General features: G+C 63.2%; 20 protein-coding genes. 12 read left to right on the forward strand and 8 right to left on the reverse strand.

Annotation, left to right across the window (positions count from 1 at the left end; genetic code table 11):
* Window positions 1-21: 21 nt before the first annotated feature.
* The 10 genes from ON00_RS10105 (at window position 22) to ON00_RS20185 (ending at window position 10,074) form a co-directional block, all read left to right on the forward strand.
* The gene (locus ON00_RS10105; protein WP_010405516.1) at window positions 22-699 is read left to right on the forward strand and encodes a PepSY domain-containing protein; all 678 of its coding nucleotides are present in this window, start codon (window positions 22-24) and stop codon (window positions 697-699) included.
* Window positions 700-743: 44 nt separating this feature from the next.
* Window positions 744-1,190 carry a DUF305 domain-containing protein gene (locus ON00_RS10110; RefSeq protein WP_010405517.1) on the forward strand — a complete coding sequence of 149 codons (447 nt, stop codon included), beginning with the start codon at window positions 744-746 and terminating at the stop codon, window positions 1,188-1,190.
* A 97-nt stretch (window positions 1,191-1,287) separates the two neighbouring features.
* Window positions 1,288-1,659, forward strand: a complete 372-nt coding sequence (locus tag ON00_RS10115; protein WP_010405520.1) for a DUF305 domain-containing protein — start codon at window positions 1,288-1,290, stop codon at window positions 1,657-1,659.
* Between the two features lie 39 nt (window positions 1,660-1,698).
* On the forward strand, window positions 1,699-2,142 hold the full coding sequence (locus ON00_RS20180) for a DUF411 domain-containing protein (RefSeq protein WP_010405522.1): 444 nt from the start codon (window positions 1,699-1,701) through the stop codon (window positions 2,140-2,142).
* 523 nt (window positions 2,143-2,665) lie between these two features.
* Window positions 2,666-2,959, forward strand: a complete 294-nt coding sequence (locus tag ON00_RS10125; RefSeq protein ID WP_010405525.1) for a hypothetical protein — start codon at window positions 2,666-2,668, stop codon at window positions 2,957-2,959.
* 135 nt (window positions 2,960-3,094) lie between these two features.
* Window positions 3,095-4,324, forward strand: coding sequence for a TolC family protein (locus tag ON00_RS10130; protein WP_010405527.1), 1,230 nt, complete (start codon window positions 3,095-3,097; stop codon window positions 4,322-4,324).
* Window positions 4,321-5,814 (forward strand): efflux RND transporter periplasmic adaptor subunit, encoded by a 1,494-nt coding sequence (locus ON00_RS10135; protein ID WP_010405530.1) that lies wholly within the window; start codon window positions 4,321-4,323, stop codon window positions 5,812-5,814. The genes ON00_RS10130 and ON00_RS10135 overlap by 4 nt, the downstream gene beginning before the upstream one ends.
* Complete coding sequence (locus tag ON00_RS10140; RefSeq protein WP_010405534.1) at window positions 5,811-8,954, forward strand: efflux RND transporter permease subunit; 3,144 nt, start codon at window positions 5,811-5,813, stop codon at window positions 8,952-8,954. Before ON00_RS10135 ends, ON00_RS10140 begins: the two co-directional genes overlap by 4 nt.
* Window positions 8,955-8,971: 17 nt before the next feature.
* A complete protein-coding gene (locus ON00_RS10145) occupies window positions 8,972-9,364 on the forward strand; it encodes a copper-binding protein (protein WP_010405537.1) in 393 nt (130 codons plus the stop codon).
* Between the two features lie 125 nt (window positions 9,365-9,489).
* Window positions 9,490-10,074 (forward strand): YgjV family protein, encoded by a 585-nt coding sequence (locus ON00_RS20185; RefSeq protein WP_269430243.1) that lies wholly within the window; start codon window positions 9,490-9,492, stop codon window positions 10,072-10,074.
* Here the strand turns inward: ON00_RS20185 and ON00_RS20560 are convergent.
* The 8 genes from ON00_RS20560 to ON00_RS10185 all read right to left on the reverse strand — a co-directional run bounded on the left by ON00_RS20560 (window position 10,006) and on the right by ON00_RS10185 (window position 20,968).
* On the reverse strand, window positions 10,006-10,449 hold the full coding sequence (locus ON00_RS20560) for an MAPEG family protein (protein WP_010405543.1): 444 nt from the start codon (window positions 10,447-10,449) through the stop codon (window positions 10,006-10,008). The genes ON00_RS20185 and ON00_RS20560 overlap by 69 nt on opposite strands.
* A 274-nt stretch (window positions 10,450-10,723) precedes the next feature.
* A complete protein-coding gene (locus tag ON00_RS10155) occupies window positions 10,724-12,844 on the reverse strand; it encodes an NAD(+) synthase (RefSeq protein ID WP_081988567.1) in 2,121 nt (706 codons plus the stop codon).
* A 35-nt stretch (window positions 12,845-12,879) separates the two neighbouring features.
* Window positions 12,880-13,446: a signal peptidase II gene (lspA, locus tag ON00_RS10160; RefSeq protein WP_126849018.1), complete on the reverse strand. Its 567-nt coding sequence runs from the start codon at window positions 13,444-13,446 to the stop codon at window positions 12,880-12,882.
* A gap of 64 nt (window positions 13,447-13,510) precedes the next feature.
* Window positions 13,511-14,776 (reverse strand): sodium:proton exchanger, encoded by a 1,266-nt coding sequence (locus tag ON00_RS10165; RefSeq protein WP_245535557.1) that lies wholly within the window; start codon window positions 14,774-14,776, stop codon window positions 13,511-13,513.
* 27 nt (window positions 14,777-14,803) lie between these two features.
* A complete protein-coding gene (locus ON00_RS10170) occupies window positions 14,804-15,145 on the reverse strand; it encodes a DUF190 domain-containing protein (protein ID WP_010405551.1) in 342 nt (113 codons plus the stop codon).
* A gap of 14 nt (window positions 15,146-15,159) precedes the next feature.
* Window positions 15,160-18,426, reverse strand: coding sequence for an efflux RND transporter permease subunit (locus ON00_RS10175; protein ID WP_010405552.1), 3,267 nt, complete (start codon window positions 18,424-18,426; stop codon window positions 15,160-15,162).
* Between the two features lie 3 nt (window positions 18,427-18,429).
* Complete coding sequence (locus ON00_RS10180; RefSeq protein ID WP_010405553.1) at window positions 18,430-19,599, reverse strand: efflux RND transporter periplasmic adaptor subunit; 1,170 nt, start codon at window positions 19,597-19,599, stop codon at window positions 18,430-18,432.
* An 88-nt stretch (window positions 19,600-19,687) separates the two neighbouring features.
* Complete coding sequence (locus ON00_RS10185) at window positions 19,688-20,968, reverse strand: TolC family protein (RefSeq protein WP_033963168.1); 1,281 nt, start codon at window positions 20,966-20,968, stop codon at window positions 19,688-19,690.
* 279 nt (window positions 20,969-21,247) lie between these two features.
* Between ON00_RS10185 and ON00_RS10190 the strand changes: the two genes are divergently transcribed.
* Together ON00_RS10190 and ON00_RS10195 are read left to right on the forward strand one after the other, a co-directional pair.
* The gene (locus ON00_RS10190; RefSeq protein ID WP_010405558.1) at window positions 21,248-21,646 is read left to right on the forward strand and encodes a MerR family transcriptional regulator; all 399 of its coding nucleotides are present in this window, start codon (window positions 21,248-21,250) and stop codon (window positions 21,644-21,646) included.
* 39 nt (window positions 21,647-21,685) lie between these two features.
* On the forward strand, window positions 21,686-22,181 hold a 496-nt coding region (locus ON00_RS10195; RefSeq protein WP_010405559.1), incomplete at its 3' end, for a transporter.

Below are 22,181 nucleotides of genomic sequence, written 5' to 3' on the forward strand. Positions count from 1 at the left end.
CTCCATGTCGGGGTTAGCCGGGTGCACCGCTGGCTGGCCCTGATCATCGGCGTTCAGTTGTTACTGTGGTTTGCGAGCGGCTTGATCATGAGCGTGCTGCCCATCGATCGGGTCCGCGGTGAACATGTCGTAGATCGCGCATCGCTGGCGACGCTCGCCCAGGGCCATGCCCGGGCGCCGCTCGATATCGTTCTACGCCAAGCGGGCGCTCCTGTCCGTGAGGTGCGGTACCGTATGCTCGCCGGGCGAGAGGTTACAGAGGTCGAGATGGCTGACGGCTCGGTACGGCTCCACGACGCAGAAACAGCGTCGGCCATCCCGCGCGTCAACGCCGCGATGGCTCGCGCGGTGGCGGTGCGATCATATCGTGGGAAGTCGGCGCCGCCGAGCGTCCGTGCCGTTACGTCCGCGAGCACCGAATATAAGGGCGTGCTTCCGGCATGGCGAATCGACTTTCCAGATCAGGATTCGACCCGCGTCTATATTGCGCAAAATAGTGGTCGGATCGTTGCCGTCAGGAACGGCACTTGGCGTCTCTATGACTTCTTCTGGGGCCTCCACATCATGGATTGGAAGAACCACGAAGATTTCAACACGCCCTGGCTGATTGGATTTGCCGGTGGGGGGCTTGCGCTCGCGATCGCGGGTTCTGCTCTTTTGTATTTCCGCTGGCCGCGAAAGCGGCGCCGCAAGAGTTGAACGACCATGGGGGATTCTTGGGCGGGGGCCGAAGGAGACGACCGATGATGAAGAACGCTTATACCAGCCTCGCGCTGCAGACCCTCGTCGGCGGCATTATCATGTATTTGGTGATGTTCGTCATGATCGATAGTCTGGGAAGCTTCTACAATAACCTCAACATGGTCTACATGACACTGATGATGGTCGCACCGATGGTGGTGCTGATGATCCTTGCAATGGGACATATGTTTCCGTCCAAGAGGGCGAACGCAGCTCTTGTAATCGGTTCAGTCGCGATATTTGCTGGATCCTTCGCGCTCATCCGGACGCAAACGACGATCGGCGATACCGCGTTCTTGCGGTCGATGATCCCCCACCATTCGGGGGCGATCCTTATGTGTCGTGAGGCGTCTCTCAAAGATCCGGAAGTCGTTCGTCTCTGCAGCGGCATCGAGGTATCCCAGCGGCGCGAGATCGACGAGATGAAGGCAATTTTGGCCCGTAAATAGCATCCCTGACCCCTAATCCTTGGCAATGTCTGCGATTCGCAGAGGGGAAAAGCACGCTCGCGCGTATTAACAATGCGGGGATGATGAGGAGAATTTTATGAAGAAAATAATCGCCGTCATGATCGTCGGATTGTTGGCCACGCCCGGTATCGCGCAAATGCAGGGCATGGACCATTCCAAGATGGACATGGGTCAAATGATGAAGCCGACCCCTGCTAACCCCTACCCGTCGGCTGAGATGGAAATGCACCAGAAGATGACGTCCGCGATGGGCGCTGATGCTACCGAAACCTGGGTGCGCAAGATGGTCGAGCATCATCGTGGCGCGATCGCAATGTCGCGCATCGTTCTGCGAGAGACCAAAGATTCAAAGGTTCGGATGATGGCCAACAAAGCCGTCGCCGAGCAGACGCGTGAGGTCGGCGAACTCGAGGGCTGGCTAAAAGCCCACGGCAAGCGCGCGCAGTAGGAGATTTCCCCCGTCCCGCGGGGACCATTGAAGGTTGATATGAAACTCAAGATCGTACTTGCTGCGCTCGGCGCGTCACTCTCCGTCGTCAGCATTGCTGCTGAGCCGATCGTCGTTCACCGGGATCCCGGCTGTGGTTGCTGCGAGCAATGGGCGGCCCAGGTCCGTCAACAATTCGGGCGACGCGTGAACATGATCGACGATCGGGGGCGACCCGCCTTTCAGCGGGTACACGGCGTACCGGCTCGGCTATCATCGTGTCACACAGCGATCGTCGATGGCATGGTTTTCGAGGGACACGTCCCCATCGCGGACATGAAGCGCGTTCTTGCGTTGCGTCCGCGTGGTGTGAGCGGTCTCGCCGTAATTGGTATGCCTGTCGGATCACCCGGCATGGAAGTTCCCGGACAGTCCGCCCAACCCTTCAATGTCATTGCCTTTGGCGCGGAACGCGAAACCATCTTTGCACGCCACGGCGGATGAGTATCGCGTTGTCCCTGGATCATGAGTGGTGTATCTGGTTACGTCTGTGAAATGTGCGCTTCATCTCTTTCTCCTGCTTGGAGCCCTGATCGGTCTGCTCGGCCAGGAAGCCGCCTTTGCGTCCGGCCCGCCTGCAGTGTCCGCGCCGGTGGCGATGTCGAGTATGGCCGCTTCAAGCATGTCCGAGGACTGCATGAAGATGATGGCGCAGCAACAACAGCCTGCGCAGAAGCCCTGCAAGGGCATGACCCTTGCCTGCATAGCCGCGATGGGGTGCGTAGTTCCCATGGCCGTTCGCAATGACTCGCCAGCGCTTGCGGCTCGCGAGGCGAATCCAATCTTGGCCTTCTGGCCGACCACCACGGTCCTACGCGGCAGTGACCTTACGCCCGAACCGGAACCACCGACTCTCCTTGGCTGATCGAAACCGGCCGTAAGGCTGACAGGATCGTTGCGCCTTTGCGCACCCAAACATCCCGTCTGATCTGCGGCTACCACGATGTTTTGCCAAAGGATTACAGTCATGAAAAACCGTGTTTTCTATGCCCTACTCGGCGTAGCCCTTGCCACACCTGGCGCCGCATTCGCCGGCCAGCCCAATCACAGCCAACAGTCCGGCCATTATGAGTGGAAGCCGGTCCCGCAATATGGCCCGCGTGCCACGGGACCGGCCCAGCGGCACGTCTGGGTGCCTGATGCCACGCAAGTGGCGGCTTGCGACTGCGACATGATGAAGATGAGCAGCACAGACGCTGCTGATTGCATGAAGCAGATGCACAGCATGGCACAGCCTTCGTCGACCCCTTCGGCCGGCTAAGCACAGGTTCTGGCCGCTACAGGTCGCATAGACGGCTAGGCCAGCAGTGGCGGCGGGATGCCCCCCATTCCGCCGCCACTGACATGCCTGTCATATTGCGCGTTGTTGGCCTGACCCTCCGATCAGGAGTTTTCCATGCGATTGTTTCTTTGCGCGCCGCTTCTTGCGGCGATCCCCGGCATTGCATTCGCCGGTCCGCTCACCTTCGAAGCTGCGCTCCAGCGCGCCCGACAGGAAGCCCCGTCGATCAAGGCCAAGGCGCTCGGCGCCGATGCCGCGCGTTCCGCGCGCGGCGCGGCCGGGGCGCTGCCTGATCCGACGCTCGGCGTAAGCGTCGAGAGCTTCCCGATCTCAGGACCGCTCGCGTTCGAGCCCAATCGCGACGATTTCACCATGGCGCGGGTCGGCGTGTCCCAGGACATTCCCAACCTCGCCAAGCGCCATGCCCAGCAGGCGCGCGCCGATAGCGACATCAAGGCGGCCGAGGCCGATACCGCGGTCGAGGCGCGCACCGTCGAGGTGAGCACCGCGCTTGCCTGGATCAATCTCGCCTACGCCGAACGCAGGCTCACGGCGCTCGATGATCTTCTAACCCGCCTCGAGCGTGTGGTGGGGACGACGCCTGGCGCGGTCGCGTCGGGTAACGCTAGGCCGGCACAGACGCTTTCCGGACAGCAGGCGGTCGCGACGATGCGCGATCGCCGGAGCGAGCTGGTGTCAAACGTAGCGCGTGCCCGCGCCACGTTGACCCGCTGGACAGGCGATCCCGCGCCTGAGATCGCTGGACCAATCCCTGAATTCCCGGTCGATGCCGCCAAGCTGCGTGCCGGCCTTGATCACCATCCCACCATCGAGATGATCGATGCCCAGGCCGACCAGGCGGATGCCGATGTGCGTGTGGCCGACGCCGGTCGGCGCTCTGATTTCGGTGTCAACCTGGCCTATCAACGCCGCGACCCCCGTTTCGGCGACTTTATCTCGGCCGGCGTGACGGTCAGCCTGCCGTTCTTCACCCGCAATCGCCAGAATGCCGGGATCGCGGCGGCCCAGGCCAGTGCCGGGCGGGTCTTGGCCGAACGCGAGGCCGCGCGGCGCACGCTTGCCGCCGACCTTGACGCTGATATCGCCGACCATGTCATGCATCATGAGCAGTGGATGCGCGCGCAGGGCACGCTGCAACCGCTCGCCGAGCAGCGCGTGAAGTTGGAAACAGCGAGTTATGGTGCGGGCCGCGCCAGTCTGATTGACGTCGCGGACGCTTTTGCCGCGCTCGCCGATGCCACCCTGACGACCGTTGATCGCGAAGCCAAGGTCGCAGCGGACGGAGCCGGATTGAACTTTACTTACGGGAGCGCACCGCGATGAGCCAAGTTACAATTACCCGCAGCCGCCTTCTTGGTGCCGCTGCTCTTCTTGCGCTCGCTGCTGGCGGGATCGGTTTTACCGTGGCCCAACAATGGGAAGGTTCGCACGATCCGGAGAGCGCGAAGCCCGCCGCGCGCAAGATTCTCTATTGGTACGACCCGATGATCCCGGCCGAACATCATGACGGTCCCGGCCTTTCGTCGATGGGGATGCAGACGATCCCCCGCTATGCAGATGAGGCGGGGGCAGGCTCGGCAGCGCCGGGGATTTCAATAGATCCTTCCGCGTCTCAGGCGCTCGGGCTGCGCACCGTCCTGGTCCGACGTGGCGCTTTGGCGAGTAGCGTGACCGCGACGGGGACGATCGATTTCAATCAGCGTGATATCGCAGTCGTCCAGGCACGCACTGGAGGTTTCGTCCAGCGCGTCTATGCGCGCGCACCTGGCGACATCATCGGGGCAGGGGCACCTCTTGCCGACCTACTGGTGCCGGAATGGGGCGGCGCGCAGGCTGAATTCCTTGCGGTCCGCCGCACCGGCAACGCGGCGCTGACCCAGGCCGCGCGCCAGCGGCTCATGCTGCTCGGCATGTCGTCGGGCACGATCGCCTCGGTCGAGCGAGCGGGACGGCCGCACAATGTCATCACAATCTCTACGCCCACCCGCGGGGTCATCAAGACATTGAACGTGCGGGCGGGCATGACCATGATGGCAGGCCAGACGCTCGCGGAGGTCAATGGCCTCGGCACGGTCTGGCTCAATGCCGCTGTACCCGAGGCGATCGCCGGTCCGCTCAAACCCGGACAAACCGTGCAGGCCACGCTTGCCGCTTTTCCTGGCGAGACCTTGTCGGGCCGTGTCTCGGCGATCCTGCCCGAGACTCAGGCCGACAGCCGCACCCTTACTGTCCGGATCGAGCTGCCCAATCGCGGAGGACGTCTGCGTCCCGGCATGTTTGCTACCGTCTCGTTCGGTGGAGCCACGCAACCGGCGTTACTTGTGCCCTCCGAAGCGCTGATCCGCACCGGCAAGCGGACCTTGGTGATGCTGGCCCTCGACAAGGGCCGCTACCGACCCGCAGAGGTGCAAATCGGAAGGGAATCCGGCGATGACACCGAAATCCTCGCCGGGCTCTCCGAAGGTGAGAAGGTTGTCGCCTCGGGCCAGTTCCTGATTGATTCCGAGGCAAGTTTGTCCGGTGTCGAAGCGCGGCCAATCGGAGCTGCCACGCCAACCGCCGCCGCGAAGCCCGCGGCTACGGGAACGCTTTACGAGACCGTCGGCAAGATCGAACAGATCACCGCCAATTCGGTGACGCTGAGCCACGAGCCCGTGCCGGCGATTGGCTGGCCGGCGATGACGATGACGTTCCAGCTTCCCGATCCGAAGATTCCGCGTGGCCTGAAGACAGGGGACCGCGTTCGCTTCGGCTTCGACCGGCCTCCCGCGGGGCCAACGATACGACGTATGACCAAGGTGGCGGGCCAATGATCGCTCATCTCATCCGCTGGTCGGTCAGGAACCGCTTCTTCGTCTTGATCGGCGTACTGGCCCTCATCGGCGTGGGCGTCTGGGCCGTGCGATCGACCGCGATCGACGCGCTGCCCGATCTCTCCGACACGCAGGTCATCATCCGCACCAGCTACCCGGGCCAGGCACCGCAGATCGTCGAGAACCAGGTCACCTATCCGCTCACCACCACCATGTTGTCGGTGCCAGGGGCGAAGACGGTGCGCGGCTACTCCTTCTTCGGCGACAGCTTCGTCTATGTGATCTTCGAGGACGGCACCGACCTCTACTGGGCGCGCAGCCGTGTGCTCGAATATCTCAACCAGGTGCAGGGACGATTGCCGGCGAGCGCGCGTAGCGCGCTCGGTCCCGATGCGACCGGCGTCGGCTGGGTCTATGAATATGCGCTGGTCGACCGGAGCGGCCGGCATGACCTGTCGCAGCTCCGCGGGCTTCAGGACTGGTTCCTGCGCTACGAGCTGAAAACCGTGACCGGCGTCGCCGAGGTCGCCAGCATCGGCGGCATGGTGAAGCAATATCAGGTGCTGCTCGATCCAGTGAAGCTCGCTGCCTACGGCGTCACCCATCAACAAGCAGTCCAGGCGATCAGACAAGCCAACCAGGAGTCGGGCGGCTCGGTGCTGGAGATGGCCGAAGCCGAATATATGGTCCGCGCCTCGGGCTATCTGAAGACGCTCGACGATTTCCGGGCGATCCCGTTGAAGACAGCAAGCGGTGGCGTTCCGGTCCGGCTAGGCGACGTCGCCACGATCCAGATCGGTCCGGAGATGCGGCGCGGCATCGCTGAGTTGAACGGCGAAGGCGACGTCGCCGGCGGCGTCGTGATCCTGCGCTCGGGCAAGAATGCCCGCGAAACGATCGCGGCGGTCAAGGACAAGCTCGCCGACCTGAAGAAAAGCCTGCCGCCCGGTGTTGAGGTGGTGACGGTCTATGACCGCTCGCAGCTGATCGATCGCGCGGTCGAAAACCTCACCTACAAGCTGATCGAGGAGTTCATTGTTGTCGCGATCGTCTGCGGCCTGTTCCTCTGGCATGTCCGCTCGGCGCTGGTCGCGATCCTGACCCTGCCGCTGGGTGTGCTGGCGGCGTTCGTGGTGATGCGGTTCCAAGGAGTCAACGCCAACATCATGTCACTGGGTGGCATCGCCATCGCGATCGGTGCGATGGTCGATGCGGCTGTCGTCATGATCGAAAACGCCCACAAGAAGATCGAGCGCTGGGAGCAGGATCATCCGGACGAGCATCTCGAGGGCGAGATGCGCTGGATCGTCGTCACCGAAGCCGCGGCCGAAGTCGGCCCGGCCCTGTTCTTCAGCCTGCTGATCATCACGCTGTCGTTCATTCCGGTGTTCACGCTGGAGGCGCAGGAGGGCCGGCTGTTCGCGCCGCTCGCCTTCACCAAGACCTATGCGATGGCGTCCGCCGCGATCCTGTCGGTGACCCTCGTTCCGATCCTGATGGGGTGGTTGATCCGGGGCCGCATCCCAGCCGAGCAGGCCAATCCGGTCAACCGCTGGCTGACCAACCTCTACCGCCCCGCGATCGACTGGACGATGCGAAAGCCGAAGGCGGTGCTGGTGATCGCTGCGCTGGTCTTCGCGACAACGGCCTGGCCACTCACCCGGCTCGGCGGTGAGTTTATGCCCAATCTCGACGAGGGCGACCTGCTCTACATGCCCTCGGCCTTGCCCGGCCTCTCTGCGGCCAAGGCCTCGCAACTGCTCCAGCAGACCGACCGGCTGATCAAGACGGTGCCCGAGGTCGAGAGCGTGTTCGGCAAGGCCGGCCGCGCCGAGACCGCGACTGATCCGGCGCCGCTGGAGATGTTCGAGACGACGATCCAGTTCAAGCCCCGCGACCAATGGCGTCCCGGAATGACGCCGGACAAACTGGTCGACGAACTCGACCGCACGGTGAAGCTGCCCGGCCTCGCCAATGTCTGGGTGCCGCCGATCAGGAACCGCATCGACATGCTGGCGACCGGCATCAAGAGCCCGATCGGGGTCAAGGTGTCGGGCGCCGATCTCGCCCAGCTCGATCGCATCGCGCATGATGTCGAGACGGTCGCCAAGACCGTGCCGGGCGTTTCCTCTGCCCTCGCCGAACGGCTGACCGGCGGGCGCTATGTCGATGTCGATATCGACCGCGCTGCCGCCGCGCGGTTCGGGCTCAACATCACCGATGTGCAGGCGATCGTCTCGGGCGCGATCGGCGGCGAGACGATCGGCGAGACTGTCGAGGGGCTGGCCCGCTATCCGATCACCGTGCGCTATCCGCGCGAACTGCGCGACAGCCTGGAGGGTCTGCGGACACTGCCGGTCCTGACCCCTTCGGGGCAGCAGATCACGCTCGGTACAGTTGCGAACATATCGATCGCCGAAGGGCCGCCGATGCTCAAGACCGAGAATGCCCGGCCATCGACCTGGGTCTATGTCGATGTGCGCGGGCGCGACCTCGCCTCGGTGGTCGGCGATCTGCAAAGGGCGGTGGCGAAGCAGGTCAGACTCTCGCCGGGCGTCAGCATCGCTTACTCAGGCCAGTTCGAATATCTCCAGCGGGCGATCGACAAGCTCAAGCTGGTGGTGCCAGCGACGCTGCTGATCATCTTCGTGCTGCTCTACATGATCTTCGGGCGCTTCGACGAAGCTGCCCTGATCATGGGCACGCTGCCGTTCGCGCTCACCGGCGGTATCTGGACGCTGTACCTCCTTGGCTTCAACCAGTCGGTTGCGACCGGGGTCGGGTTCATTGCCCTCGCCGGTGTCTCCGCCGAGTTCGGCGTGGTGATGCTGATCTACCTCAAGAACGCGCTCGAAGAGCGCGGCCACGATCCCGATGCGAGCCAGGTCGAGACGGCGGTTCGAGAGGGGGCTCTTCTCCGCGTCCGCCCCAAGGCAATGACGGTCGCGGTGATCCTTGCCGGCCTGCTGCCGATCCTCCTCGGCTCGGGCGCGGGCTCGGAGGTCATGAGCCGGATCGCAGCGCCGATGATCGGTGGCATGCTGACCGCGCCGCTGCTCTCCATGTTCGTTCTGCCCGCCGCCTATCTGCTGCTGCGCAAGCGCAAGCCCAAGACCAAGCCCACCCATCAACCCGCCTAACATGCAAGGAGAAGACCATGAACTATGCACGACTGACTATCGCCCTCGGCCTCGCCGCCCTGACCGCCGCGTGCGGCAAAAAAGCGGAAGCACCTATCGCGACCGAGACCAATCAGGCATCGCCCGATGCGGCGATGAGCGGCGATATGGCGAATATGGCAATGGCGCCCTCCGCGACATCCGCGATCAAGGCCAAGGGACAGGGGACGGTGAAGGAGATCGATAAGGCGGCAGGCACGATCACGCTCGACCATGGCCCGATCCCGGAAGCCAAATGGCCGGCGATGACGATGGCGTTCAAGGCAGCGCCTGGGATCACCGATGCCGCCAAGGTCGGCGACAAGGTCGATTTTGATGTCACGCTTGTTGGCAGTGCGGGTGAGGTGACAGCAATCCAAAAGAAGCCTTGAATGGTCGATTTCATGAGGGCCATTAAAGCGTAATTAACCTCGTTCCTTCACGCTTCAGCTATGGGAAAAGACAGAGCTGAGCGCGGCACGCAGATCAACACAGGAACAACCGCGCGGGGGCCGTCGTGATTGCCACCGCGTTCGGTTGCATGGCTCTTTTGTGCGTCATCAGCTGGCCGTTTTTCAGCGACTATAAAAAGGTCGTCCAAATTCAGAGTGCAGGCGCTGCCGCCTTCGCGATGTATTTTCTGATGTTGGGATCTCCTACGGCGGCGATCGCGTGCCTCATTTCCTGCGCGCAGCTCGTCGTTTCGGCATCGGTGCGTGATCGCTATGTCGTCGTGCGACTCTACGGAGCCAGCCTCATTATATTGTCTTTCCTTTCGGTAGTGACATGGCACGGCATACCGTCTGCGCTGGCATTGACGGGGAGCTCGCTGGGTAGTCTGGCGCGCTTGCAGACATCGACTACGCGTATGAAGGGGCTCTTCCTCCTGGGGGCTCCATTTTGGCTTGCCCATAATTTGATCGTCGGAGCTCTGTTCGCGTTGGGGACAGACGCGGTATCGTTGGCGTCAAACCTGGCGAACCTGATGAGGTTTGTGGTGCGTCGCCGGAGGACTGTATCTTTCAGCCAAAGGTCAAGCGCTTCCGCCAATGCGCCCGGAATATTTGCTCAGGCTGGACCGGTTTCGACACTGGGCATTTAGTGGCATGCCACGCACCTCGATCCGTCCTGCCGCGAACAGGACTACGGCGCCGGTGATGAAGCCGAGCGGAGCGTCGCCATCGACGGTGGAGAGCCCGAGAAAGGCGATGCTCGTCATCGTCGCCTGCTCAAGCGTGTTTTGAAGAAATGCGAGCGGCACCCTCAGCCGCTCGCTTGGAGGAGCGAAGGCGGAGCCGGGATTGTCATGTGCCGAGTAGCGCCGGATGGTCGACACCATCCCGACACCGATGGCGACCCACAGCATTACGAGGAGGCTTTCGCGGGCGGCAAACGCGAGCCGCGGGGCAGTTTCCCGTGGCAGCTCAATCTGTTCGGGAAGCCACAAAGTGGCGACACCCAGGACCGTTGCGCACATCAGGAAGACCCACCCGGCCCTCCCTTCGTATTCCCGACCGTTCTGCGGCCATGGTCAAAGGCTTCGGATGCTCAGCCATTGTCGTTCGCTCCAGCTTGCCTGCCGATGGATCGTCGCCGCCCCTCCGCGCCCTGGATGGGGGCCGCCCCGCAACGGCGCCTCCGTCGCACCCACGTCGGGCTGCCTCTTCGCCGTGCTCGGGACGACGATGTCGCCGGGCGCCCCGAGGTGCGGACGGCCGGTGCGCAGCCACCGGGCCGTATGGTATCGGATTTCATCGGACAATGGGTCTGCCCTCCGCGGCTACCGCAGGTGGTTCCTGCGTCAGAGGAGACACGTCCGCCGCGTTGAGGTCCTCGGGCACGTTGTTGCAAAGCTCATCGATCCAGAGCTGGCCGTTGGCGTCCGAGGGCGCGCGCCAATCGCCGCGCGGCGACAGCGAGCCGCCAGTCGTGACCTTCGGCCCATTCGGCTGGGCGGATCGCTTGAACTGGTTGGCGAAGAAGCGGCGCAGGAAAACGTCGAGCCAGTGGCGGATGGCAGGTATATCATAGGAGCGCTTCTGGTCCTCCGGAAAGCCCGGCGGCCAGTTGCCCGCGGAGGCGTCCTGCCAAGCGTGCATTGCTAGGAAGGCGATCTTGGAGGGGCGCAGCCCAAATCGGGTCAGATAGTAGATCCAGAAGTCGTGGAGTTCGTAGGGGCCGATCTTTTCCTCTGTACTCTGCGACTGGCCTTCGGATGCCTGCGGGATGAGCTCCGGCGATATAGTCGTCCCGAGCACGTCGAGCAGGATGTCGGTCACTTGGGCGTCGAACAGCCGGTTCGACGCCGTCCACCGGATGAGGTGCTGAATGAGGGTCTTCGGAAGCGAGCCGTTGACGTTGTAGTGGCTCATCTGGTCGCCGACGCCGTAGGTGCACCAGCCGAGTGCGAGCTCCGACATGTTGCCGGTGCCGAGCACCAGGCCCTGGCGCTGGTTGGCGGCCCTGAACAGGAGATCGGTCCGGATCCCCGCCTGCACGTTCTCGAAGGTCGTGTCGTAGACCGGCTCCCCGCTCGCGAACGGGTGCCGCAGATCGCGAAGCATCTGGTTGGCCAGCGGCGTGATATCGATTTCCTCGGCCGTCACCCCGAGCCCGCTCATCAGCGAATGCGCGTTGGACCTGGTCCTGCTGCTGGTGGCGAAGCCGGGCATCGTGAAGCCGAGGATGTCGGTACGCGCACGCCCGAGCAGATCAAATGCCTTCGCCGCGACAATCAGGGCGTGGGTCGAATCCAACCCTCCGGACACGCCGATGCAGATCTTGCTTATTCCGGTCGTCTCAAGGCGCTTCGCGAGCCCGGTCACCTGGATGTTGAACGCCTCGTAGCAGTCCTGATCGAGCCGGGCTGGATCGTTAGGTACGAAGGGGAAGCGATCGATGCGTCGCCGCAGGCCCAAGTCGCCAGCGGGCGGCTGGAGAACGAAGGACACGCGACGGAAGCGCCGGTCCGGCATGCCGTTGGCGATTGCCGCCTCGTTGAACGTACCGGTCCGCATGCGCTCCAATTGCAGCCGCTCGATGTCAATGTCCGCGACGGCCATCTGGGACTCTGCGCTGAAGCGCTCCGTCTCCGCGAGTTGGGCCCCGAGTTCGTAAATGCAGGCCTGGCCATCCCAGGCTAGATCGGTTGTCGACTCCCCGTGTCCAGCCGCCGAGTAGACGTAGGCGGCCCAGCAGCGGCCGGACTGGACCTCGCAGAGGCGTCGCCGTGTGTCTGCCTTGCCCACCACGATGTTGCTGGCAGAGAGGTTCGTCAGGATCAGCGCGCCGGCGAGCGCGCCGAAGTCGCTGGGCGGGGCGGGCGCCCAGGCATCCTCGCATATCTCGGTGTGGAAGATCAGGCCGTCGACATCCTCCGCCTGGAACAGGAGGTCCATCCCGAACGGAACGGGCTCGCCTCCGAGGCAGATCTCGCCGCGCACGTCCCGCCCGGAGGCGAACCAACGCTTCTCGTAGAACTCCCGATAGTTGGGCAGGTGCCCCTTCGGCACGACGCCGAGAATTCGACCCCGATGAATGGCGATGGCGCAGTTGTAGAGCCGCCCCTCACGGCGCAGCGGTGCCCCGACGAGGAGGACCGGGTGGAGATCGCTACTTTCGGCGACCAGCTCCAGAAGTCGTCGTTCGACCTCGTCGAGCAGGGCCCGCTGATGGAGGAGGTCGTCGATCGAATAGCCCGACAGCCCGAGCTCCGGGAAGACCATCAGCGCGACCCCTTCATCACTCCCTCTGCGGGCGAGCCTCAGTGTTTCCTCGAGGTTGAACGCCGGTTCCGCGATCCTGCAGAGGGGGCAGCAAGCGGCGACCCTCACAAAGCCTTGTCGGTAGATCGACAGGAAGTGGCCTGTCATGGGTGGCGCTCCCTCATTCATCCCCGCTTCTGACATCAGTTCTTCCCGCAACGGGTGGATCGCGGCTTCAAATGCCCGTTGGACTCGTCGCAGGCGATGAGCATGATGACGAAGCCAACGGTGATGAAAGCATCTGCCATATTGAACGTCGGCCAGTGAGATCCGCCCCAGTGGAGGTCGATAAAGTCGCGTACGGCGCCGAATCGCAGCCTGTCGGCGATATTCCCAATGCCGCCGCCGAGGATCATGCCCAGCACGGCGCGGTAGAGAGGACTCGCCGACCGCAGGATCATCGCGAGGAGAAGAGCCGTGACGGTCGCCGCGACCCCGATCAGCAGGATCGGATGCACCCTTGTGCCGATCCCGAAGGCAACGCCGGCGTTCATGCTGGACGTGATGGTAAGGAAGGGGAGGACGGGTATCGCGCCGTGGCTTGCAACGAGCTCGAAGGCCGCCGGCTTGGTCACCTGGTCCACGGTCAGGGCGAGCCCTGCGCCCAGCCAGGTGGCAGCCCTCGTCATGGCTTCACCCTCGCGCTGCGGCGTATTCCCCGGCCTAGAGGCTGGGCTGTCGAGGACCGGAGCGGCGAGTTGGTCAAACAACGACTCCACCTCCTACGTTTGCCGGCGGGCCGGCCGTGTCGGTTCAACGACGCTGGCCGTCTCACTAGCCTGTTTTCCTGAAAAGCGCGCCAAGCGCTTTGCGGTTCGTCAAGAACAGGCCAGCCGCGAGCGCCAGATAGCCCCAAGCCAGCCACGTCAGACTGTTGACGATACGCAGTTCGTCACCCTGCCAGATTACCGCCAAAGCCACCTGGGCGACGAAAAGGGTAGCGAGCGCCGCCGCACCCACCAGACTGAGGCGAAGACGCAGCAGCAAGCCGATACCGAATAACGACTGTGCGGCAGTGAGGAAGAATTCCTCGTGTTGGCGTGTGTCGAGCGGGAGGCTGGTCAGATGCCCCGCGCCCAAGCTGACCGCCAGCGGCAACATGCCGACTAGCAGAGTCCATTGATTGATCTTGTCGGACATCATCGTCGCGAGGCCGGACGCGGCGCGGCCCGACAGCACGAACAGCGCCGCCACGACGACGGCAGGCGCTTCGCTGGCCAGCGGCGCGAGCCACTGGATCAGCAAGAACTCGTCGAACCCCAAAAGGCGGCCCGAGTCGATCATCGACTCTGCAAAAGGTTCGGCGGATACAAGAATAATCGCGGCTGCGACGATCGTCAGCGCTCCCATGGCTAACCATTGGCGAAGGGGTGAAAGCAGCATGAGCGCCGCGGCCGGGCCAGGCTCGTCGTCATCGTCGTCATCGTCGTCATCAGCGTCTGCGCCAGTTTCCTTCCGACTGGCGCGCCACATATACACCCCGAACAGCGCGATAAGGACGATGGTGTCGATGGGTGAAATTCGGCCCTTCGCCACGATCGCGAAGGCATAGATGCTTGGCAGAAGCAGAAAGAGGATTTCGGTTCGGTTCGCGGGCCGTAACTCAATGGCGCGATCCCGCGTTCGCCGCCAGTGAAGCAATACCAGAAGCGGCCAGGCAAGGCCGACGAGCAGCCGATTTGCGCCGGTCATGTTCGCCGCGGCATAATGGACGTAATTCGATCCGGGGTTCGCGCCCGCCGAATAGGCGTAGTAAAAATCCACGGCATATTCAGGGAGCACGGTGATCAGCGCGACGATCGCCACGATCAACCCTGCCGAAATGCGCTTCTCGGCCGCCTCGGCGCCCCATGACAAAAGGAACCCCGCAGCGAGGATAGCCGCTCCGAAAACGAACGTGTCGAGCAGCGGGTTGGGACGCCAGCCTTCGATCCGCAGGATCACGGCGGGAATCATTGCCGCCCCGACCAGCACGAGCAACAGGGCAAAGCGGCGCAATGATGGCCGTGGAGACGAAGCGGAAGGAATATCAGTCGCCAAGAACGATCCTCACCCTGATCCCAAACCTCACTCTGGTTGTATACTGCTGACCGAAAGCTCTGACCCGAGAACCTCCACTGCTTCGAGCGTCATCAATCCTATCCCTGGCACGTCGGACAGGTCCGACACGAACGCCCGCAAACGAGCGTCGAAATCGACGATCTCGATCACCACGGCTCGATCGCTTTCGAGTACATGCCTGCGATGAAGATGCGCCGATCGCCCGAACCCAATAAGCGCCTCAAGCACGGTCACGCCGGCGAGTCTGGCGTCACGCGCCTTGGATGCGACCACCTCGAGCACCTTGCGGTCGCCGTAATAGGCGGCCTCGTCGGTGTAGATGCGGAGCAATTTGGTATGTTCGCTCATGCTCGCCTCCTGTGTCATGTCGAGATCGGCTCGGGGGTCGGATGCGCCGCCACGCCGCCATCCGGCTCGGGATCGCGGTGCTTGCCCACGCGTTCGCCCCAGCCAAGCACCACGCGGGCGATGGCGGGGAGAACGAGCAAAGTGAGAATGGTAGCCGCAACCAAGCCCCCGATAACAGTGGTCGCCAGGGGCTTCTGGACCTCGGCGCCGGTGCCGTGCGCGAGCGCCATCGGCACGAAACCGATCGCCGGCACAAATCCGGTCATGACGACGGCGCGCATCTTTTCGGCCATCCCGTCGCGGATCGCCTGAGCGAGCGGAAACCCTGCCTCGATCCGTTCGCGTATCGCTGTCATCACCACGAGGCCATTGAGTACGGCGACGCCCGCAAGACAGATGAAGCCGACAGCGGCTGATACCGAGAATGCAATGCCGGTGAGCGCCAAGGTGAACACGCCGCCCGCCAATCCTAAGGGCACCGCCAGGAACACCGCAGTAGCGCGTCCAAAGCTGCCGAGAGCCATGTAGAGCAGGCCAAAGATCAACGCGAAACAGAGCGGCACAACGATCGAAAGCCGCTTAGATGCATCCTGCAGACTCTGGAACTGCCCGCCCCATTCGAGATAATAGCCGGCCGGAAGTTTGACCTGTGCAATCTTGGCCTGCGCTTCGGCGACGAACGACCCGGCATCACGTCCCAACAAGTTCACCTGAATGGCGAGACGGCGCTTGCCGTTCTCGCGCCTGATCTCATTGAGGCCTTCGGTGACGCGAATCTGCGCGACTTGCGAGAGCGGCACTTGCTGGCGAGCTTGCCCGGCCTTCTCGGGAAGCAACACCGGCAGCGCCTGGATGTCATCCAGGCTGGTGCGCGTGGTTTCGGGCACGCGCACCGTGATGTCGAACCGCCGGTCGCCCTCATAGAGCAAACCGGACTCGCGGCCCCCGAGCGCCGCGGAAACCGTGTCGGCCACTTCGCGCATCGTGAGACCATAGCGTGCAATGGCGGCGCGATCGAGCTTCACGTCGAGCGTCGGCGCACCACCAACCTGGTCAGCCTTTACGCTGCCCGCGCCCGGAATGGATTGCAGGACGCGAACCATCTCGCTGGCCGTCTGCGCCATCTTGTCGAGGTCGTCGCCGTAGAGCTTGATGGCGACGTCACCGCGAACACCCGCGATCAGTTCGTTGAAGCGAAGTTGGATCGGTTGGCTCATTTCATAGATTTGACCGAGCTGACCACGTGACACCTTCTCAATGCGCTCGATCACCTCGGCTTTTGTATGGACGCTGGCGGGCCACTGATCCTGGGGCTTGAGAATGATATAGCCGTCCGACATATTCTGCGGCATCGGATCGGTCGCAACCTCAGCGGTGCCGGTCTTGGAAAACATCAGCTCGACTTCGGGCAGTTTTTTCACGGCGGCCTCGACCTGTCGCTGCATAGCGAGCGACTGTTCGAGGTTGACCGAGGGAACGCGGGTCGAGGCGAGGGCAATATTCTTCTCGTCGAGCTGCGGGATGAACTCGCTGCCCAACAATCCGAACGCCGGCACCGCGGCGAGAAAGAAGGCCAGTCCGCCGAGGATGAACGGCCACGGCCGTGCGATCGCCTTGTCGAGCAGCGGCAGATAGCGCTCCTTGCTCTTGCGGATCAGCCACACTTCCTTCTCGGCGACCCGGCCGCGAATGAGCAGCGCCACCATGGCCGGCACGAAGGTCAGCGCCAGGATGAAGGCCGCGACCAGCGCGAGCATGATCGTGATTGCCATCGGCGAGAACGTCTTGCCCTCGACGCCGGTGAACATGAGCAGCGGCGCAAAGGCAAGCAGGATGATTGCTTGCCCGAAAACGGTCGGCTTTATCATTTCCTGAGCGGCGCGCATGGTCTCCTCAAGCCGCTCGCGAAGGGCGAGCAGCCGGCCCTCATGTTCCTGCCGGTGCGCTAGCCGCGCCAGACAGTTCTCGATGATGATCACCGCGCCGTCGACGATAAGACCGAAGTCGAGAGCCCCCAGGCTCATCAGGTTGCCGGGCACGCGAAAGGCGTTCATCCCCATTGCCATCATGAGGAACGAGAAGGGAATAACGAGCACCGCGATCAGCGCCGCGCGCCAGTTGCCGAGCAACAGGAATAGCGCGACCGCCACCAGGATCGCGCCCTCGGTCAGATTGCGCTGCACGGTCGCGACCGTCGCGTTGACCAGCTTCGAGCGGTCGAGCACCACCTTGACGGTAACGCCGGGCGGCAAGGTCTTCGATACCTGCTCGAGCTTTGCAGAGACATCCTGCGCAACGATGCGGCTGTTCTGACCGATAAGCATCAACGCGGTGCCGATGACGGCTTCTTTGCCGTTCACGCTGCCCGCACCGGTGCGAAGGTCGCCCCCGCTCTCGACATTGGCGATCTGGCCAACGGTGATGGGAACACCGCCGCGTGTGGCGGCGACGGCGTTCTTGATTTCATCCACCGAGCGAACCCGCGCATCGAGCCGAACCAAATAGCCTTCGCCGCCGCGGTTATAGTAGTTCGCGCCCACCGCGAGGTTGGCGTTCTCCAGCGCCTCGCCAAGCTCGCTATACGAGATACCGTAGGTCGAGAGTTTCACCGGATCTGGTTCAACCACGAATGTCTTGGCGTAGCCGCCGATCGAGTCGACGCCGGCCACGCCCGGAACGGCGCGGAGCTGTGGGCGGACGATCCAGTCCTGAACGGTGCGAAGGAACCCGGCCTGTTCGACCGCATTCGTCAGCCGATCGCCTTCGGGCGTCAGGTAACTCCGATCCGATTGCCAGCCGGGCTGGCCGTTCACAATTTTCGCGCCTTTGCCGTCAGGATTGGCATATTCGACCGTGTACATCACGACTTCGCCAAGACCGGTCGTAACCGGGCCGATCTGCGGCTGTACGCCGTCGGGCAACGTATCGCGCGCCTGGGTCAGGCGTTCGCCTACCTGCTGGCGCGCGAAATAGAGATCGGTGCCTTCCGAGAATATTGCGGATACCTGGCTAAAGCCATTGCGGGAAATCGAACGGGTCGTCTCCAGTCCAGGGATGCCAGCCAGCGCGGTTTCGATCGGATAAGTGACAAGCTTTTCCATCTCGACCGGCGAGAGGCGCCGATCGACGGTGTTGATCTGTACCTGTTTGTTGGTGATGTCGGGCACGGCGTCGATCGGCAGCTTGGTGAGCTGCCACAGGCCAAGACCGGCAATCGCCAGGAAGATGAACAGGACCGCCCAGCGCGCACGGACGGCCAGCGCGATAAGGTTGGCGATCATCTGTTATTCTTCCTCGCCCGCGCCCTTGCCGAGTTCGGCTTTGAGCAGGAAGGCGTTCTTGGTGGCGATGGTCTGCCCGGCTGAGAGGCCCGACACGATCTCGATGCGGCCGGCGCTGCGCTGGCCGGTAGTGACATTCTGGGCGCGGAAACCCTTAGCAGTGCGTGTGAACACGACGTCGCGACCTTCAAGGCTCTGAACGGCGTCTTCTGGCACGACAATCGCGTTCGAAACCTCGCCGCGGCTTGGCAGGAGCCGCACCCGGACTGCGAGACCCGGCTGCAGAGAACCGGGAACATCTAACACCGCAGTCGCGGAACGAGTCTCCCCGCTAAGGCCAGGGGTCACGGCGCGCACGCGCGCCTCGATCGTCCGCCCGCCGGGCAATTCGACGATTGCGCGGTCACCGGGGGATAAGCGCTGAGCATCAGCCGGACCGACCGCGGCTTCGATCTGAATCTTCGCAGGATCGGCAACCCGGAACAGTTCGGTCTCGGGTTGAACGAACGCCCCGAGACTTACGTTTTCGGCGGTCACGCGCCCTGTGATCGGACTTGCGACGACGACACCGCGACCATCGCTTGTGACGTTTGCCGCTCCCGCGGCGACCTGCGCGCGTCGCGCCTCGGCCGCCGCGGACGTCGCCCCGGCCTGAGCCTGCTCGAGATCGACCCGCGCGGATACTTTCTGCCGGTACAAATATTGCTCTCGCGCCAATGCCTTTTGCGCCAGCGCTGATTTGGCAGCTGCGACCGTGCGATCCGCCGCGAATTGAGCCGCCTCACGGCTCTCGACGATCGCGAGCGCTTCGCCTGCTCGTACGGGATCGCCCAGGCGCTTGAGCAAGCGCGTCACCGCACCTCCGGCTCTCGCTGTGACGATCGCCTCGCCAGTAGGGGAGGCTGCCACTGTCGCTTGGCTAACGATTTCGGCACCCAGACCGCCTGCCTTGACCGTTTCAGTCGCAATGCTAGCTTGCTGCATTGCTTGTGCGGTCATTGCCAAGGTATCCGGCTTCTTCTCCTTGCCCGATGCAGCCGCAGGAACGCTGGCCGGGGCCTCGACGGGCTTCGAGCCGCCCGTGGTATAGCGGGCAACCGCGAAACCACCGAGTGCGGCGATCAACGCGACACCGGCCGCACTGCCAAGCAGGCGCTTATCCTGAAGGATCATAGGTGTTCTCCGAGATAAAACGAGGCGCGAGCATACGACTTATGCCCAAGGCACGTGCGGCCGGAACCCGGCTTATGTTCCAAGTTCATCACTGCCGCGCCTCACCGTTGGCGAGGGTGGCTGGCGTCGTCAGACGCTGCAATCTCGCCACTGCATCGTGGTAGGCGGCAAGCGCATCGACATAGGCTTGCCGGGTTTGAGACAGCGTTCGCTCGGCGTCTAGCAGCGCGATCTGGTCAAACTTGCCTTGAGAGTAACCGATACGCGCGATCCTGGCCGCCTCCGCTGCGGCAGCGAGACCTGGGCCTCCCGTAGCGCGTGCAGTCGCGGCAGCATTGGCGACTTCGGTTTGCGCGCGGGCGATATCCTGGCGGGTATCGAGTGCCACGAGGGAGCGCAGCGCCTGAGCCTGCGTCTGCTCGGCTTGCGACTGACTGACGAAGGCCCGACCATTGTTAAAGATCGGGATGGGGACACTCACGCCGACCACGGCGGCTGTGTCATTGGTCTCCGCCAAACGACGGGCTCCTGCGCTGATCGTGATGTTAGGAATGCGTGACGCGCGAGCTAGTCGGACCTGAGCATCCGCCGCGCGAACGTCGGCGGTGGCAGCGGCAAAAGCGAGAGTCTCTTCGACATCGACGGGCTGAGCGGGCCCATAGAAACTTGCGACCTGATCGAACCAGGCGCGGTCAAGCAGCCCCGTGATCGGGCGACCGATGAGCGCGGCGAGATTTAGTCTTGCAGCCTGTGCCTGCCGCCCCGCACTGTCGGCAGCGACCTGTGCGTTGATCCGGAGGACATCAGCGCGTTGCTGCTCGATTGGCGATGCCGCGCCGGCACGAACGCGTTCGCTTGCGATCCGCAAGGCATTTGCTGCAATAGCAGACTGCTCCGACAGCACTTCTGTACGACGCTCGGCTGCGGCCGCCTCGACATAGAGCTGCGTGATCCTGAGCCGAAGGTCGGCAACGGCGATTGCGGTCTGGATCTCAGCCCGGGTCAGTCGTGCGTTCGCCAGCGCAAGCCGCGCGCTGCGCTTGCCTCCTAGTTCCAGAGGCAGCGCAATTCCGACGCTTGATTCAGCGCTGCGGAAGCCTCGATATTGCCCCGAACCCGCTAAATTTTCGACTTGCAGCTGAACCTCGGGGTTTGGGCGCAATCCCGCTATCGTACGGGCGGCCGTGACCGCCTGCACACCGGCAGTCGATGCTGCGATCGAGGGCGAAGCGGCGCCGCCCTGAGACAAGGCCGCTTCAAGGCTAAGCACCTCTCCCTCGGTCGAAGTCGTCGGCACCCCCGGTTGAGACCCCGTTTGCGCCTGCGCGACCGACGCGCCAGCGAGGCACGCGACCAGCGTTGCATTCAGCACGCACAAAACCGCGCGCGGCGGAACGATCATCCTGCGCACCTCTAGGTTGCCGGCCGGAGTTCAGTCCGCGCATTGCGGACGATCTCATACGCGGAAGGAAGGAACAGAAGCGCGATCACGCCGTCAACCGTGAGGTCGGGCAACGCTCGCCCCGTCCATGGCGGGCGGGCGCGTTAACGATTCGGGTGTCAATCATCTGGCTTCTTTACAATCTCTAGCTGCTGTAGGAGCAAGCGCAAAGTTCGATGGCAGCAAATGATTTGGAGCAAATGCGAGATGAAGATTGGTGAGTTGGCGCGCGCGACTGCGACCAAGGTGACGACGATCCGCTTTTACGAGCAAATTGGTGTGCTCGAAACACCCGCGCGCACATCCTCGGGCAGACGCACCTATGGTGACGGCGACGTGGATCGCCTGAACTTCGTGCGGAACGGGCGAAGGCTCGGTTTCTCGATCGACGAAATTCGTTCGCTCCTGGCGCTTGCCGATCAACCAGAGCGCGACTGTGCGGAAGCAGCGGAAATCGCAGCGCGCCACCTGGTCGGTGTGGAGGATCGGCTTCGCCAGCTTTCTGCCTTGCGCGACGAACTGGCCGCCATGAGCGCGAGCGGGTGCTGCGCCCGAACGATGGCCGAGTGCCGGGTCATTCAAGCGATTGCGAGGCCAGCCGCTTAGGTGCCGACTGATTGCGTCCAGGAGCGGAGTAAGTTTTCGATGCCCCATTGCCATCTTCGCACATCAACAACGCTCATTATCGTTGCGGCGTTCGCAGTCGCGGCTCCAGCTCATGCGGACCCTTCCGACGACTTCATCAATCCCGATCGGCCCGGGATCGCGGATGGAAGCACGACGGTTGGCCAGGGTCATTTTCAGATCGAGACGGCTATCCAGCGCGAGTATCGCAGCAACGGCGATGAACGAGAGCATACGACCTTTATTCCGACGCTGCTGCGATATGGGTTCAGCAAGAACTGGGAGTTCCGTGTCGAAGGCAACACGTTCACTCGGCAGCGCCAGCACGACCCGGCCCTAGTCGATACGGACAGCAGCGGGTTTGCGCCGTCCTCGATTGGTCTGAAGTATAATATCGTCAAGGCAGTGGGATCGACCCAGCCATCAATCGGCGCAATCGTTCGGGTCTTTCCACCTTCTGGTTCCAGTGCTTTTCGTAACTCGCGCGCAACCGGGGATTTCCGCTTGGCGGCCGTGT

The sequence above is a fragment of the Sphingomonas echinoides ATCC 14820 genome, from assembly GCF_000241465.1.
GTDB lineage: Bacteria > Pseudomonadota > Alphaproteobacteria > Sphingomonadales > Sphingomonadaceae > Sphingomonas > Sphingomonas echinoides.

Coding starts and splice junctions, on each gene's coding strand:
- ON00_RS20180 (WP_010405522.1), top strand. CDS start 1,699: ATGAAACTCAAGATCGTACTTGCTGCGCTCGGCGCGTCACTCTCCGTC.
- ON00_RS10145 (WP_010405537.1), top strand. CDS start 8,972: ATGAACTATGCACGACTGACTATCGCCCTCGGCCTCGCCGCCCTGACC.
- ON00_RS10175 (WP_010405552.1), bottom strand. CDS start 18,426: ATGATCGCCAACCTTATCGCGCTGGCCGTCCGTGCGCGCTGGGCGGTC.
- ON00_RS20560 (WP_010405543.1), bottom strand. CDS start 10,449: ATGTGCGCAACGGTCCTGGGTGTCGCCACTTTGTGGCTTCCCGAACAG.
- ON00_RS10110 (WP_010405517.1), top strand. CDS start 744: ATGATGAAGAACGCTTATACCAGCCTCGCGCTGCAGACCCTCGTCGGC.
- ON00_RS10125 (WP_010405525.1), top strand. CDS start 2,666: ATGAAAAACCGTGTTTTCTATGCCCTACTCGGCGTAGCCCTTGCCACA.
- ON00_RS10115 (WP_010405520.1), top strand. CDS start 1,288: ATGAAGAAAATAATCGCCGTCATGATCGTCGGATTGTTGGCCACGCCC.
- ON00_RS10155 (WP_081988567.1), bottom strand. CDS start 12,844: ATGACAGGCCACTTCCTGTCGATCTACCGACAAGGCTTTGTGAGGGTC.
- ON00_RS10180 (WP_010405553.1), bottom strand. CDS start 19,599: ATGATCCTTCAGGATAAGCGCCTGCTTGGCAGTGCGGCCGGTGTCGCG.
- ON00_RS10130 (WP_010405527.1), top strand. CDS start 3,095: ATGCGATTGTTTCTTTGCGCGCCGCTTCTTGCGGCGATCCCCGGCATT.
- ON00_RS10135 (WP_010405530.1), top strand. CDS start 4,321: ATGAGCCAAGTTACAATTACCCGCAGCCGCCTTCTTGGTGCCGCTGCT.
- ON00_RS10140 (WP_010405534.1), top strand. CDS start 5,811: ATGATCGCTCATCTCATCCGCTGGTCGGTCAGGAACCGCTTCTTCGTC.
- ON00_RS10190 (WP_010405558.1), top strand. CDS start 21,248: ATGAAGATTGGTGAGTTGGCGCGCGCGACTGCGACCAAGGTGACGACG.
- ON00_RS10170 (WP_010405551.1), bottom strand. CDS start 15,145: ATGAGCGAACATACCAAATTGCTCCGCATCTACACCGACGAGGCCGCC.